This window comes from Microbacterium sp. B35-04, assembly GCF_010634885.1.
Taxonomy (GTDB): Bacteria; Actinomycetota; Actinomycetes; order Actinomycetales; family Microbacteriaceae; genus Microbacterium.
Genome location: NZ_MWLP01000012.1, coordinates 19,703 through 34,590 on the forward strand (window position 1 = coordinate 19,703; position 14,888 = coordinate 34,590).

At 64.4% G+C, this 14,888-nt stretch carries 15 protein-coding genes; 7 read left to right on the top strand and 8 right to left on the bottom strand.

All coding sequences use genetic code 11. The features are described from left to right. Positions 1-206: 206 nt before the first annotated feature. The 3 genes from B1729_RS03465 to B1729_RS03475 form a co-directional block, all read right to left on the bottom strand. Complete coding sequence (locus B1729_RS03465) at positions 207-1,178, bottom strand: hypothetical protein (RefSeq protein ID WP_163630711.1); 972 nt, start codon at positions 1,176-1,178, stop codon at positions 207-209. Positions 1,179-1,249: 71 nt separating this feature from the next. Next, positions 1,250-1,819: a hypothetical protein gene (locus B1729_RS03470; RefSeq protein WP_163630713.1), complete on the bottom strand. Its 570-nt coding sequence runs from the start codon at positions 1,817-1,819 to the stop codon at positions 1,250-1,252. 47 nt (positions 1,820-1,866) lie between these two features. Continuing rightward, positions 1,867-2,220, bottom strand: coding sequence for a PASTA domain-containing protein (locus tag B1729_RS03475; protein WP_163630714.1), 354 nt, complete (start codon positions 2,218-2,220; stop codon positions 1,867-1,869). A gap of 62 nt (positions 2,221-2,282) precedes the next feature. Between B1729_RS03475 and B1729_RS03480 the strand changes: the two genes are divergently transcribed. Next, positions 2,283-2,798: an AAA family ATPase gene (locus B1729_RS03480; protein WP_163630716.1), complete on the top strand. Its 516-nt coding sequence runs from the start codon at positions 2,283-2,285 to the stop codon at positions 2,796-2,798. 123 nt (positions 2,799-2,921) lie between these two features. Here the strand turns inward: B1729_RS03480 and B1729_RS03485 are convergent, their stop codons facing one another. After that, positions 2,922-3,533, bottom strand: a complete 612-nt coding sequence (locus B1729_RS03485; protein WP_163630718.1) for a hypothetical protein — start codon at positions 3,531-3,533, stop codon at positions 2,922-2,924. 411 nt (positions 3,534-3,944) lie between these two features. Between B1729_RS03485 and B1729_RS03490 the strand changes: the two genes are divergently transcribed. Further along, positions 3,945-4,361: a hypothetical protein gene (locus B1729_RS03490; protein ID WP_163630720.1), complete on the top strand. Its 417-nt coding sequence runs from the start codon at positions 3,945-3,947 to the stop codon at positions 4,359-4,361. Positions 4,362-4,462: 101 nt separating this feature from the next. Here the strand turns inward: B1729_RS03490 and B1729_RS03495 are convergent, their stop codons facing one another. Continuing rightward, positions 4,463-5,149 (bottom strand): hypothetical protein, encoded by a 687-nt coding sequence (locus tag B1729_RS03495; RefSeq protein ID WP_163630722.1) that lies wholly within the window; start codon positions 5,147-5,149, stop codon positions 4,463-4,465. A gap of 253 nt (positions 5,150-5,402) precedes the next feature. Further along, positions 5,403-5,819 (bottom strand): GNAT family N-acetyltransferase, encoded by a 417-nt coding sequence (locus B1729_RS03500; RefSeq protein ID WP_163630724.1) that lies wholly within the window; start codon positions 5,817-5,819, stop codon positions 5,403-5,405. Between the two features lie 184 nt (positions 5,820-6,003). On the opposite strand from B1729_RS03500, the gene B1729_RS03505 reads away from it, so the two are divergent. From B1729_RS03505 to B1729_RS03520, 4 genes are all read left to right on the top strand, one after another. After that, positions 6,004-6,927, top strand: a complete 924-nt coding sequence (locus tag B1729_RS03505; protein WP_163630726.1) for a hypothetical protein — start codon at positions 6,004-6,006, stop codon at positions 6,925-6,927. Beyond that, positions 6,917-7,267 carry a GntR family transcriptional regulator gene (locus B1729_RS03510; RefSeq protein ID WP_163630728.1) on the top strand — a complete coding sequence of 117 codons (351 nt, stop codon included), beginning with the start codon at positions 6,917-6,919 and terminating at the stop codon, positions 7,265-7,267. Before B1729_RS03505 ends, B1729_RS03510 begins: the two co-directional genes overlap by 11 nt. 227 nt (positions 7,268-7,494) lie before the next feature. After that, a complete protein-coding gene (locus tag B1729_RS03515) occupies positions 7,495-8,439 on the top strand; it encodes a hypothetical protein (protein ID WP_163630730.1) in 945 nt (314 codons plus the stop codon). Beyond that, positions 8,436-8,831, top strand: coding sequence for a GntR family transcriptional regulator (locus B1729_RS03520; RefSeq protein WP_239539377.1), 396 nt, complete (start codon positions 8,436-8,438; stop codon positions 8,829-8,831). The genes B1729_RS03515 and B1729_RS03520 overlap by 4 nt, the downstream gene beginning before the upstream one ends. Before the next feature lie 77 nt (positions 8,832-8,908). Here the strand turns inward: B1729_RS03520 and B1729_RS03525 are convergent, their stop codons facing one another. Further along, positions 8,909-10,843, bottom strand: a complete 1,935-nt coding sequence (locus tag B1729_RS03525) for an alkyl sulfatase dimerization domain-containing protein (protein ID WP_204318848.1) — start codon at positions 10,841-10,843, stop codon at positions 8,909-8,911. A gap of 160 nt (positions 10,844-11,003) precedes the next feature. Next, positions 11,004-12,263, bottom strand: coding sequence for a DUF1214 domain-containing protein (locus B1729_RS03530; RefSeq protein WP_163630732.1), 1,260 nt, complete (start codon positions 12,261-12,263; stop codon positions 11,004-11,006). A 375-nt stretch (positions 12,264-12,638) separates the two neighbouring features. Here B1729_RS03530 and B1729_RS03535 point away from each other — a divergent pair, with 375 nt between their 5' ends. Continuing rightward, a complete protein-coding gene (locus B1729_RS03535; protein ID WP_163630735.1) occupies positions 12,639-14,717 on the top strand; it encodes a hypothetical protein in 2,079 nt (692 codons plus the stop codon). Positions 14,718-14,888 lie beyond the last annotated feature (171 nt).

The following is a 14,888-nucleotide window of genomic DNA, read 5'->3' on the forward strand; positions in this document are numbered from 1 at the left end:
TACGAGATAAGGCTCGTGACTGGCGTTGGTCGCTTCGTGTGAGGTACCTGGGCGCGCGAGTGATCGGGGCAGGCTAAACGGGCATCTGGCGGCCGAGAGGCTCTTTCCATTCCCACAGCATCAGCCGGCGGGAACACCCCGACGACCACTACGCAGTCGGGGACCGACCATCGGGCTACCACACTCGTGTCTGACGTTGCCCGTCCTCACCAACGAAGAAGCTCGAAGTTGCTTCGCGCATCGCCGAAGTATCGCGGCGAGGCGACCGCAGCCGAGTCCGATAACACCGCGACCATGCCCGCGCTCAAGGGAAACTCGTGAAAAGCCCGCTGTGTCTGGCCGTCCGGCCGGAGGATGACGAGGCGACCTATTCCCCCCGCCCTGTTGCCGTCGCTGGCGACGATGTCGCCGTTGGCGGTCTGCCCGTGAATCCAGCCAATCTCAGCGGAACCCGCGGCGAGCACCGCCGGTCCGCACGGACCAAGCCAACCTACGGTGCCGGTCGCTTCAAGGTCGACATAGCGATGTGGATCAAGACCGACATCTCGGACGACGGCAGCCGACGGTTTCGGGACTGCGGTCACGAACACGGCGCGGTCCCGGTCCAGACTCGGCCCTGTTCCCCGAGGGATTACGTCACCACCGGCGATCGCCCGAAGGTCAGCTGTCAAGCGCCTGCGTACGCCATAGCGAAAGCTCAGAAGCATCGCGCCGTCGTCGGTAGGGAGCGCGATGTCCGGTTCAGGGATGCGGATCCTTCGGGCGATGCTCATTGTGCGCAAATTCACGAGGGCATGAGACTGACCGTATTTCACGACGACGAGAGCGTGGTCATGATCTATCCGGAGCAGCCGAGTCGCGTACTTGGGCAGTCCAGCTCGGAGGGTGCGGCGAACAGAGAAGGACTCACGATCCACTTCCTGAAGCCCATAGTTGGTCAGCAACCAGAGCAATTGTTCGTCGGCCAAGTGCCCAGTCAGATCGCCGACAAGGGGTGCAGTTGCCTGCAGGGATCCATCTGCGACATCGAGGACGCCCGCCCGATAGGACTGTTGTCCTTCCACCCATCCGACAAGGCAGCGGGCTCCGACGAGATGAAACACTCGTAGACCCGCTTGCGGATTGAGCTTCCGAGAGGCCACCGGAAGCGGAACTGCGGAAATCTCCAGACTGGGCATCGGTGACAGGATAGGCCCTGCTCGCAGGAGGACCCGGCTGCGGGCGGGCGGCGTGCCCGCACCGCATCGGTTCAGTAGTCGGTCGGAATCGGACCGATAAGCGGGGCGAAGACGGGTTCCTTGTCTGGATCCCAGGCATCGAGACTCTCGATCGAGGTGAGGATGACGGCGTGGCCGAAGCCGGTAAATCGCTTTGCGATTCCGGTCTCTTCGTCGACGACGAGGGTCTGGCGGAACGCGGGATCGTCGACGTGCTCGAACGTGATGAGGAGCGAGCGGCGGCCGACGCGCTGCACGAGCACAGGATAGAAGCTGCCGCGCGGCGCCCACGTCAGGAGCTTTGCGGGCCACAGCATCTGGAGGAGCTGCGGCAGTGGCTGGAAAAACTCCGCAGGACGCGGCTCATCCTGAGGACGGCGAACTATGCCGTCGCGGAACCACTGGCGCTCGCCATCATCGAATGCCAGCGTCCACCAATGATGCCGCTCATCGACTGCGAACTGGAATTGCCGCCCCTTGCCGTTCGATTGGGTCGCGCCACGGCCGCTGAGGCGTCGTTCCGTTCTCAGAGCATCCACGGCGTCGACGATCTCTTGCGTATCGCTACGGGAAAGCACTGAGTCGAGCTTGAGCGAGGCCACACCCTGAGCATACGGAGGCGCCGTTCCTCGCTCGCGAGGGGACCGGCCTACGTTCTCTGCCCTTCTGGGCTGAGTTGAATGAGTTTGGCGCGTTCGAGGTGGACGTGGGCGGCGTCTGCCGGGGGAGCATCGGGCTGACCCTGGACGGCCATGTCGTCGGCGCCGCCATGGTCAACGATCTCGACAGTGACAGAGGAGTGTCGGGAAACGATGCCGCCGGCCGCGGGCTGTTGGCTCGTGATGTAGGCCGCGCGCCGCCATGCGATGGCGCCGATGGGTGGCCCATCAGGATCCGGGTTGGCGAGCGTGACGCCACGGCTGGCTGCAAGAGCATCAGCGAGATGGAAGGGCATCCCGACGACGTTCGGCACACTGACGGGGTCACCTACGTGTTCCCACATGAGACCGAAGCTACGCGGTTGGCGCTCGAAAGTCAGCGCGCGTTGCACGGTATCGTCGCCGCGTGAGTTCCGCGAACGTCCTGATCCTGCACGGCTCACCCGGCTCAGGAAAGACCACCCTGGCCCGGGCGATCTCCGAGCAACTGCGGGCCGACGGCGTCCCACACGGGGTGATCGATGTCGACGAGCTCAACCTCATCTTCCCGTCGCCCCGTCCCGACTTCTGGCTCGCCAACCTCGCAGCGATCTGGCCGAACTACGCGCAGGTGCCCGACATCCGCGTGATCATACCCACCGTCATCGCCGACACCGATCGACTCGAACAGCTACGCGCCGCGCTGCCAGCAGCGTCCTTGGTCGTCTGCGAGTTGACTGCCCCCATCGACGTGCTCAAAGCGAGGGTCACCGAGCGGGAACCGACGGACGAGTGGCGGGCGTCACTTCGCGCCTGGGTCGACCATCATGCTGCACGCACCGATCTGGAGCAGATCCGCGACGTCCTGGTCTCCACGCACGACCGGAGCGAGGAAGACGCGGCGCGCGAAGTACTACGGGTCATCGGCTGGACCGTGTCCTGACGCGATCCCGGTTCACCCACGGGCGCTTCGCGAACCGTGTCGAGCTGGTCGCCACGAGCCGCAGCCCGCTGACGATGCCCTCCCGCCCGCAAGCGGACCGACTTTCGGGCGGTCGGCTGGACTCTATCCGCAGGAGTAGTTCGGCAGCTGGGGAAGGCTGAATGCCGGACTCGCTGGCTCGCCCTCGTGCCAGACGGCTACCTCGCCATCGCTGTCACGCGCGACGTAGTCTCCCGCTGCGAACGGCCGGCTGAAGTCGTCGCCTGCGAACTGCTGCACGCTGCGGACGCGCCATCCATCTCGCACTCCGATGAAGCTTCCGCCGCCACCTGACGGCTCGATCGCGATGTACCCCGTCGCGCAGCCCTCGGCAACAAGTGGCGTCACCTTCGTGTCGGCGGCGAAGGGCCCGCCGATCACCGCGAGCAGAATCGCCAACGCGACTCCCATGGCGCTAACGGGTACCGCGAGGTACGGCCACCAGCGAGGTGCGGGAGCGAGCAAGACAAATGCCGCAAGTGCCACGAGGCCAACCACAACCGAGAAGTACGCGACCTGGAACCCGGTGACGTCACCGATCAACACGAAGGTCGAGGCGGATGCCAGTACGGCAAAGAGGCCGATGAGTGCCAGGCACACCAAAAGGGCGACCCCCGACGCAACAAACGCGGCAGTTTGCGCGCCGGGGCGGGAGCGGCGAGCGTCCCCCGCACTCGCAGTTTCTACGGATGTCATGCTCTCAGTTTCACCGGCTTCCTGAGCGCACGCTGATGGACCCATGACCGTTCAGCGCGGCGCATCTCGTGCGACGATGCTCGAGTGGCCCAAGGTGACAGTTTCGTTCTTGACGTGTCTCGCGACGGAAGCCTGTGGCTCGTACGCGTGCGCGGGACTACGTGGTGGACGCAAGCTCACGACGAAGCGGATATCGAAGGGATGGCACGCGACCTGATCGCGCTGAACTCTTCGCGCGACGACACTCGGGACTTTGACGTTGAGGTGGTCTTCGTCGACTAGCGGAACGTCTGGCGCGCCATCGACCGCTCAGCGCGGTCAAGGACCGTCAACCGAGAGCCGCGAGCGGTGTAAGAGCGCTCAGACACTGGAGTTGCTCCACTGTCGGAGGATGCCGCTAGCGTCGATTGCGTGATCGAGATCGCACGTACCCGTCGCACGTCTACCGCCTCGGCCGCATTGTTCTTCGAGCGCTGGTGCGCCATCGAGACACATCCCGAATGGGCGCCGAGCATGGAGTACTTCCGGCTGCTCGAGCCCTTCGATGTAGGGGCACGCGGCATTCTCAAGGCGGTCGGTGGTGAAGAGTCGCCGTTTCGCATCACTACGGTCGGTCCGGGTTTCGTCTATGCCGACACCACCGAACTGGATGGGGTGGAGTTGACTGTGCACCACCAGGCCGTCGAAGGGCTCGACGGTACAGAGGTGGAACTGTCCGCATGGCTGGATGGGCCACGCGAAGTGCAGTCGGCGACGCGCATGTCTGCCGAAGTTCAGCACAGCCTCGAGCGCGACCTAGCTGCGCTCGCGGCGCTGCTCGAGGGGTAGCTTCGGACGGGAATCCGGCAGTCACCCTGCTCAGACGCGAAGGCGCACAAAACGGCGCTGCGTGCCTCCCTGCACGATCAGCGACCGCGAATCGAACGCAGCTATGTCATGAGGATGTCTACCTTTTGCCGGAGTGCGTCTGTCTCCGGGCCGGAGGAAAAGACTGGGATAGACAGGAAGTCATGAAGGTCGGCGCGGGAGAAGTCGCGTAGGCGGTCTGCGCGGCCGTCGCGAATGGCTTCGAAGATGTCGATCCCGCGGATGAAGACGGGATCGGTGATGCGGAGTTGGCCGTCGGCAGTCTGCAGGATGTTCTCCGGCCTGATATCCGCACCACCCCAGAGGTCGAATAGACGTTCGCCCGCGGCGACGAGCTCGCCGATGCGTCGCCGCAGATCGACGACATCCGGGTCAGCGGCAAGGTCGGGGGCGGCGCTCGCCGACGGTGCCGAGGCGACCTCCGGGTCGATGGTGAGAGCGGCCGCGAGGCGAAGCGCCCGATACTCGTCGGTCGTGTGGAGCCGCTCCATGACCACGACATATCCTCGGTGGCGAAGTGGAAGCAGCTCGTCGATGCGCACAAGATACGGGTTCGATGGTCCTCTCAAGGTTGCGTCGGCGAAGAGGCGGAAGGCCGGATCGAACGGCGTGACGCGTGCGACGAGGTTGTCATCGGGCGAGGCGAGCACCCATGCCCAGTCGCCGGACCCAACCGGCCGCCACCCAGCGCCCGTGAAGATGGCTCGCGCCTGGTCCGCAGTGGAGCCGTGAGGCAGGCCGGGAAGCATCGGCCCAGTATTCTCCCCCGCCCAGCTGGCTCACAAGTGAATCGGCCACGTGTGCGCCGACCGAGCGTTCGATGATGCCATCGCTCCGCGATGTCCAGGGACGCCTCGGACAGCTTCAGCATCGCCACGGTTGTGCGCCTCCCGATAGCCAACTAACCAAGCACCTGCTAACCCTTCCGGCTGTGCAAGCTGAGGCACGCTGAAGGACCGCCCGTCGCGCATCGGGGAAGGCGCTCACGGCGAGTCGCGGTTCTCAGCGAAGGCGTACGAACGATCGCAGTTGCGGAGCGAAGTCGTGCACCTCAATGAGTCCACGCGATTCGTAGAACTTGCGTTGTCCTTCCTCGGCGTCAGTCAATAGCACCAGCTGGCGGATGTGCTGTGTCTGGGCCAGCACCTCGTCCAGCAGCGCTCCACCGACGCCCTGGCGTTGACACTCAGGCGACACCAGGATGTCCTGGACGTACGCCACCGTGAGGCCGTCCGAAATCGTCCGCGCGAGACCGACCAACGCTCCCGCTTCGCTTCGCGCGGTGAGCACTTGATATGACGCGTTCACAGCGTCGACGAGTCGACGCGGATCATCGGTGTACGCGGTCCACCCCACCGACTGATACAACCGGACGATTTCGTCCGCGCGGGGGACTTCGCTCGCGATCGTGACAGCCACGCGACCGATCTTGCCAGCTCTTACGATCCCAACTTCAGGACGGGCGAGCGCGGTGCGTGGGAGCCGGAGTCGTCGTGCGCGGTCGGCAACCCTCAAACAAACTGTCGGCGGTTCTTCTTGCATCTGTACCAAAGTGTTGACACACTGACTGTATCTCTTGTTTGGTACAGAAGGCGGGTTCGCTATGCCTGTTGTGTTGATGCTCGCGCCAGCGGTGATCGGCGTCGTCGTGGCGATGCTGCTCATCAGGCTGTGGCCGCGTGCGGTGCCGCTGCTCCCACGGCGCGTGGTGGCGTTGACCACGATTGGGCTGGGAGCTGCTCTCACACTCGAGGTGGTCGTGCTGGCCAGCGGCAGTTGGCCGTTTCAGACGATCGGTCACCTGGCACCACTGGAGTGGTTGTCGCTGATCCCTGGCGGCTGGCAGTTCGCCGCACCCTTGCTTGCCGGTCTGGTGGCGGCAGGGCTTCAGTGCGTGCCCGCGCAGGCCGGGCCGCGGAGGAAGGTTGCGCAGCTCGCACCACGCACCGCATTCAGCTTCGCGCCCGCCCGGTGGGTCATCGGGGCCGGCGCGTTGACCGCAGCCGCGATTCTTCTTGCCCTAGTCGGAGGGATGGCATCGAGCCCGGATGAGCGCGGCGAGTACACCATGTGGATGCAGGACGCTGGTGTCGGCGCCGTGGGCCGGTTGATCTACGGATGGGCGTTCTCATGGCCGAGTTTGGTGTTGCTGCTGTGTCTGACCGGGACGACACTCGTTGGGTTGTCGCTGATCGCACGACCACCCATCGGGGACGACCCCACCGCCGACATGGCCGCCCGGCGGTCGCGCAGCCGCACCATCCTGGTCACCGTGTCTGGCGCGGTGGTGCTGCATATCGGTGCGGTGCTGATCTTCTTCGCGTACACCGCGAACCTGAACACGGGAGTTCCGGTCGGGGATGCGATCGTCCCGATCTATCCCCCCTTCGCCATCTTCGCTCCCCTCTGTCTGGGACTCGGCATCGGTGCGGTCACCGTCGGCCTGGTTCTCTGGTTCCGCCTCCTCATCGAGCAGTTCGCTGCCGCGAGAGCGACAGCCCACGAGAGTGCCAGCCATGCTCATTGAGCTGTCCGGGTCGACCCCGCCCGCAAACCAGATCGCAGACCAACTTCGAGGCTTGATCTCATCCGGCCAACTGGCAGCCGAGGACAAACTGCCATCGGTGCGCCAACTTGCCCGTGACCTCTCCGTCGCACCCGGCACCGTCGCGAAGGCATACCGCGCCCTAGAAAGTGACGGGTTCGTCACAGCACAACCGGGCGGCAGCACCCGGGTCAGTTCGACCGCGTCCACCACCAATCGGAGAGTGATCGAGGCCGCACGCGCACTCTCGGCGCAGTGCGCAAAAGCAGGTGTCCCACTCGACGAGGCAGTGCGAATACTCCGCGCGACATGGGGAGCCTGACAGCTGCCGCCCCACGCTCAGACAGCACGAACGAAACCAGCGACATTCGTCGGCTACCTGAACTTGAGGCCGGCGAATCGTCAGACTGATCCGACTGGGCGACGGTTCGGCTCTCAATCGAGCCGGGCGTTGACGGACCCGCCAACGTTCGTGCACTCGGTAGTCGCCGCGTCGGCGCGATTCCGACCAGGTGTAGCAACTCGATGCTACAAATGTGTATCATACGGATGACACAAGCGAAAGGCGCGCTGATGCCGTGGATGCTGATCTGGGTGCTGGTTGCACCACTCGTCGGAGTCGTTCTTGCCGTGGCGTGGTGGCTGATACGACGTCGAAGCCTGCGGCCACTGGGCGGCGCGGTCGCTGTGTTCACGGTCATCGCCGGGACCGTGGGTGTGCTTGTCGAGGTGTCGGTCCGGGTGCTGATGGCAGGGCCTATCCTGGCGCCCTTCGCCCCGTCCGCTGACTTCGCGGTCTGGTATCTCGATTACCGGTTCACGATCCCCGTGGCAGTTGGGATCGTGGGAGTCGCGCTACTCGCTTTCCCGATCCGATCCCGCCAAGGCGCGGGGGTAGCCGAACTTGCGCCCCGCGGTCCCCTCCGGTTCACCCGCCCCCGCTGGTTCATCTCACCTGCCATCGTGCTGGCCCTTGTCCTGCTGATCACGATCCTCTCGGGGACGGCCTCTCAGCCGAACCCGGACACGGGGCGTTACGACATGTACCTTGTCGACCTCGGCACAGGAACGACAATGGGGACCTACATCTATGGCTGGTACTACTCGCTCCCCGCGCTGATCACGATCCTGGCACTCGTCGTCGCGGCGGTAGCAAGCCTCGCGCTCATCGCCCGGCCCCCGCTGGCGGCGGACCGGGACAACGACGCACGCATCCGAAGGATCCGCTCGCTTAACGTCATCGTTGTGGTGACCGCATCCCTCGTCCTCCACCTCGGATTGATCGTGGAGTCCCTCGCCCGCACCGCGTCGCTTGCCGCGACAGTGTCATCGGATGTCGGACAAGTGACCCTCACGACTCCCATCGTGGCGATGATCCCTGTCTTCATCGTCGCCTCCTACATCGCTGTTGTGGCCGGTGCTGGGCTGTTTGCGTCGGTCGCGCTCACCGGAGTCGGTGCGCGCCGCAACGCGCCGGTGATGGTCGACGCGTGATCATCCTCCTGTCTGGATCCGCCCCCCCAACGGATCAGATCCGCGATCAGATCCGAGGGCTGATCGCCTCCGGCCAACTCGCCGCGAACGACCGACTCCCCTCGGTCCGCCAACTCGCGAAGGATCTTGCAGTCGCCCCCGGGACCGTCGCGAAGGCGTACCGCGCGCTCGAAACCGAGCGCCTCCTCATCACCCGCACCGGAAGCGGAACCCGCGTCAGCACCACCGCTACGACCACTCGCCGCCCGGTTCTCGACGCCGCCCGCACGCTCGCCGACACCAGCAGCCGCGCGGGCGTTGATCTTGACACCACCATTCAGATCCTCCGCGCCGTATGGACGGCCCCCGGCGACGGGACCACTGCGAACGAGAAGCCCGCTACCAACGTGTAGCCGCGCAGTCCGGTAGCCGTTGCATGTCTCGGTGCGCGGTGCTCGCTGCAGGACCGGTGTTCGGGCGCCCCGGACGTTTAGGGCGTGACGATGTTGAAGTTGGGGTCGAAGTCGTCCATGACGGCGGCGAGCTGGGTCAAGACTGACGCGTCGCCGTCGAGTCGAATGTTGCCTTGGTCGGCCAGGTGCGGTCCGGTGGCGGGTTTGAGGACGACGCCGACTAGCGCGGCTTTGGGTCCGGACACGGCAGCCCCCGCGTCTGGCGAGGTGCCGAGGCGGGCGTTGAGTACGCCACGCTTGACCCACATCGTCCAAGCCTCGTTAGTGTCGGTGAAGTGGAAGTCGATGCGTAGGTCGGTGTCGACGGCCTTGTCGCCGATGAGGTGCACGCCGGCGAAGTCGAACAGTACGTCGAGCGGCATCGCCAGAATGGTGTCTGGTGAGGCGGTGCTGAAGACCGCCTCGACGACGCCCTCGCGCAATTCGCGGGCGGCGGTGAGGAAGATGCCGCGCCATTGGGGGGCTTCGGTCTGGTAGCCCATCTGCTCGTACGCGTCCGCTTGGAGATTCTTCGCCTGCTGGTTGTCAGGCTGGGCGAAGACCAGCTTGTGCAGGATCTCGGCCGCCCACCGGTAGTCGCCCTCGTCGAAAGCCCTCTGGCCCTCGGTGAGAATCGCTTCCGCTCCGATGAGGTCGACGTAGCGTTTCGCCGATTCCACCGGGATGTGGGGGTGCAGCGACACAGGGTCGCCGTCCCACATGCCGAGCTCCTTGGTGAACACCCCGCGCACGTCATGGTGCACGGTGCCGTGGTACTGCCGGTTGTACCACTTGTGCGCGAGCTGATCCGGCAGCGCGATGACCTCGGCGGCCTCGAGCGGGGTGTAGCCCTTGTTCGCCAGCCGCAGCGACTGGTCGTGGATGTACTTGTACATGTCGCGCTGGTCCTCGAGGAACTGCACGATGTTGTCGTTGCCCCACACCGGCCAGGAGTGCGGGCCGTAGTGAACCTCGGCCTGATCGCCCCACCGTTCGAGTGTCTCGTCGAGGTAGCGGGCGAAGTTGCGGGCGTCACGGGTGCGGGCGCCGCGCAGCGTCTGGATGTTGTGCAGACAGTGGTTCGCGTTCTCGGCGCAGGTGAGTGCCTTCAGCTCCGGGATCCAGATGTGCATCTCCTCCGGGGCCTCGGTGTCCGGGGCGTAGAGGAACTCGAACGTCAGCCCGGCGATGGTGCGAGTCTGCCCAGTCTGGGTGATCGGGTCCGTCGGGGAGATATAGGAGATCGTCATCCCATGCTTGCCGTTTCCGATCCCGGCGCCGAGGGTGACGAACTGGTGCGGCTCCCGGTCGAGAAGGTTTCCGAACGCATATTGCGCCCGTCGGGACATCGCGTTGCCGGCGATGACGTTCTCACCGATCGCGAACTTGTCGAAGGATGCGATGGTGCCTGGCGCGATGATCGGCACTTTGCCGGATGCGACATCGGCCGGATCAACCACACCTTTCACGCCGCCATAGTGGTCGACGTGGGTGTGGGTGTAGATGACGGCCGCGACCGGTTTGTCGGCCACATGGTCGCGGAACAGCTTCATCCCCTGGGCGGCCGCCTCGACGCTGGTGGAGCAGTCGATGACGATCAGCCCGTCGTCGCCCTCGACGATCGTGAGGTTGGCGATGTCGTTGTTGCGGACCTGGTAGATGCGGTCGACCACTTTGTACAGACCGCCCTCGTGGATGACCTGTGAGGTCCGCCACAGGCTGGCATCCACTGTGTCCGGCCGAGGCGCGTCATCGGTCAGGTACGCGAAATCGCCAAGGTCGAAGACCACCACGCCGTCGTCGTTGAGTACTTGGCCGTTCGGGATCGGGGCGATCAAGTTGACCCGAGCATCGTGGAAGTCGTGGCGGTCATCCAGCGGGTAGAAAGCTTCGCCAGCTTTATTGACCGCCGCGGTTGCTGGCGTTGCTTCCTTCGGGCGATACGACATCTCGACGACCTCCTGAACCGGCACATCGGCATCACCGCCGGCCCAAGCCTTAGGCCCCACCGCTCACGAGTCAGGCTACTAGGACCCCAACAAGCCGCCGCCACCTATCCGCACGTTCGACGACCCTCAATGCGCACTGGCAAGATGTATCGCGCTCACCGAGACCTGCAGCCGAAACTGACGGTCAGCCGGCCAGCGTGATGGCGGGCGGGAACCAGTCTCCGTGTCGAGCGGGCTCGCGGGCGACGTAGAGGCGGAGATTCAGCGAGAAGCCTCGGCCTGCGGGGGTGGGCAGCCAGTTGGCTGCCGGTGTGCCTGCGGGTGGAGTCGGTGCAAGCCAGACACTGGTGGTGCCGTCGTCATTGGTCGCGAGGAGAGCTTCGGAGTTGATGTCAAAGCGATCGATGGGGTTCGGGACGACACGGTAGTCGGGCACGGAGTACAGCGTGAGCGACCAGAACGCGCGCACCATCGAGTCAGGCTCGCCCGCTGCGAACCGGATCTCGTAGGTGTTGTCGCCGTCGAGGAGCTGGCCGTCGCTGCCGAGCTGGCCGACGTAGTAGATGGCCTCCTCGACGACGTTGGCCCAGAGTCCGCCGTAGTTCACGATGTCGCGGGCGATGATGTCGTCTCCGAAGCGGCCGGCAACGAAGGCCACCGACCATCCGTTGCGTTGAGTGCCGAAGCCCTTGGTGCCGGCGAGGAACGCCGGCCACGCCTTGGTGCGGATGATCTCGCCGACTGCTGCAGCGGCGTCGTCGCCCGACGCGACGTACTCGGCGACCGCCGCGACCGAGGCCGCGTGTGCGGGGGCGGTCGGCATCGCATCCGGCGCGGTCGCGAGAAGCGCCGGACCCAGCCGGAACGCGTCGACACCGGGCAGTTGCGCGTTCGTGAACTCCGGGATCGCCGGGGTGGGTGCGATCCGGATGCCGTCGGGGGCGTCGATGGTGAACTGCTTCTGCAGGGCGACCGCCTCGTCGAGTGTGTCCTTCAACTCGACGCGAGCCAGGATCTTCGCCTTGGGACCCGGCAGATCGATCACCAGCGCGTCGTCGCGGACGATGGGGGTGGTCTCGGCCAGCCGAAATGCGACCGCCCCGAACGGATGGCCGGGGAAGTTTCGTTCGTTGACGTTGGCGATGACTTCGCCCCACACGTCCATGATCTGCACCGTGTAGTAGCGTCCGCTGATCTCCGGCACGTTGAGGGTCACGGCGTGGTCAGCATCGACACCGATCCACGCCTCCAGGTAGGCGACATCCAGGTTCGGGTTGACGAACTCGGCCGACCCGACCGGGTTGTACTTGATCCTGTTCCAGCCCACCTTCTCGACCTCGATGTCGTACTTCTCCTGCCGAGCCACCAACAGCCGTCCGAACAGATACAGGTACGCGTCCACGACCTGCTCGTCGGTCGGGATCATCGGGCTCGCAGCAGACATCAAGATCCTTTCCTCGTGGGAGCTGATCGAGCAGCCACGTGGGCATGCGCGCTCCTCTAGCAATAATCCATGAAGCAACCCTCGAACCCCCGCTTGAGGACCGGCATCCGGGCGAGGTCCTTAGAACGCTCCGTTGCGGCGGCGCGGCTACTGCCCAGTCCGGGGAGTGTGTCGGCATGGCCAGCGTGGTCGTCGCAGGAGCCCATCACCTTCTGTCAGTCGATCAGTCGCGTCCAGGCGAGGGTTGGACGCGACGTCGGCAAGCCACAGTCCTGACGCGATTGACATGTGCGGAGTGCAAGGTCGCGCGCGCATGACACGCCGACGCCGTCGACCGAACGACGCAGTGTCGACGGACCACGAGATGATAGCGAGGTGACTGCAACCTCCCTCGTTGGATATGCAATTCTGCGCGCGAACTTCAACGCGGGACTACCGAACTATCTCGACAACTTCGTGGAGTTTGTCATCGACGCTGTTCGCTCGAAGCACCCGGATCCGGTAACCCCGGACCAGGTCAGCCGTTTGGTGCAGCAGAAGTTTGGCATCACCATTCCGAGTCTCGTCGCCAAGAGCATCCTCAAGCGCAGTCAGCGGCTTGGGCGCGTCGAAAGTGCGTCGTCCGGTATGTACTTGTGTTCCGCAAACGAACAACGAAGTGGGCGGTCCATCTCTGCCGACTACGACAGGTTTGTGCGTCAGCAAAACGAGCTCGGAGATCGGCTTCTCGCGTACGCGCGCGAAAACGACCTCGATTCGGACCGTTCACTGAACAGAGAAGCCTGTGTGCGGCTCATCGCTCAGTACATGGATGTGCACGCGCTGCCGCTTCTACGAAGTGCTGTTCAGGGCGCACAACTTCCCAAAAGGCTCGAACCAGGAGAGAACTACCTGGTTTCGAGTTTTGTGAGCGATGCTCACGAGGGGCACGATGACGTCTATTCCCATCTCGTCGAAGTTGCCAAGGGTGCCACCCTGTCTGCCGTTCTTCGCATGGATGTCTCCTCCCTGCAGGCGTCATTGGGTGGCCTATCGATCTATCTGGACGCTCCGATCGTCATCGACGTCCTTGGACACCATGGTGACGCAGCCCGATCGGCAAGTCTGGAACTTGTCTCGCTGGCAGTGAGTCTCGGGGCGAAGGTCTGCGTGTTTGCCCATACGGTGCGTGAAGCGAAATCTGTTCTGGCCGCCGCCCAGAGCCTTCTCCGAACTGGGACTCGTGTTGACGAGAATTTCCGTTCGGCGGTGTACTTCCTGGAAGTCGGGATGAGCCCCGCAGATGTCGAGATCGCTATCCAGCGATTCGACGACGACCTCCAGGTTCTGGGCGTACGCGAGCGCCCGAAGCCGGACACCTACTATCAACATGGCCTGGATGAGGCCGCTCTTGAAGAGAACATTAAGGGTGCCGTGCACTACGCTCGCGGCGCCGCACTTCGATACGACGTCGATAGCATCTCGGCGGTTCATCGACTGCGAGAGGGGCGTACAAGCGAGCGGTTGGACCGCGCTCGATCGATCTTTGTGACGCCAAACAGTGATCTGGTGAGGGCAGCAAACAAATCGCGGGAAGCAAGTCATGAGTTTCCGCTAGCACTCGTTGACTCGACGCTGGCTTCCCTCCTGTGGGTGCGGCGCCCCTCATTGGCAGAAGACCTGCCGGCCAAGAAGGTTGCGGCGACCGCGTGGGCGGGGATGCAACCAGATCCGGGGCGGTGGCTTCAATACCTTGGCGAGGTCGACAAACTGGAGCAGCGTGGCGAGCTGGCTCGTGAGGATGCGATCTTGCTTCGCCTGTCGTCTGAGTCCAAGAGGGAGCTCATGCGCGAAGCGGCTGGCGAGCCGGACAAATTCTCGGCGGTGCCCCCAAGTCAACTCGTGGAGAACATCAAGAGTGGTCTCTCCGCCCCGCTGAAGAGCAAGGTGGAGGAACTTGAGCGCGACGCCGCGCTTGCGGAAGCCCGCCGAGTCCAAGAGCTTTCGCAGGCAGAAACACAGGCCTCGGACGCCGAGCTCAAGGCGCAGGCATCTCAATCTGAAGCCGAGGAGTTGCGCACTCGATTGGCCCAGGCGGAGGCAACGAGCAGTGACGCGCGCCATCGTCAGACTAAGCAGCTCGCGCAACTGCGAGGGCGCGCCGATCGGGACGTTCGTCGGCGCATACTGTTTGCCGTTGTCGCCGTCGGCGTGGTGCTCGTGGCGCTATCGGTCGTCGCTTGGCTCAATCCGCTAGATCTAGCCAAGCCCTTGTCGCCCTTCTCCGTCGTGCTTCTTGGCGTCGGAGCATTGACGATCGTGCTCGGTGTGATCAATCAAGTCGCAGGCGGTAATTTGCGAGAGTGGCTTGATCGTCGTCGTGACCCGATGGTTGCGCATCTCTACCGGAGCCGACTGGCGAAGCTGGGGCTCGACCACGACGAACTCGACGAAAAGGAGTCGGTAGACGCCTGAGACCACGACTGGGTGATGCGTGCAACGGCTGAGAGGTGATGCCCCGGGACGGGCTCACCATGCGGAGCGCGTGGCTCGCTTCACGAGCGATACGTGACCGGCGCGTCAGCAGGCGCGGTTACCAGTCGCTCTGCCCTGCACCGTTGGTGGCAAAGTGATTCGTGTGGCGCG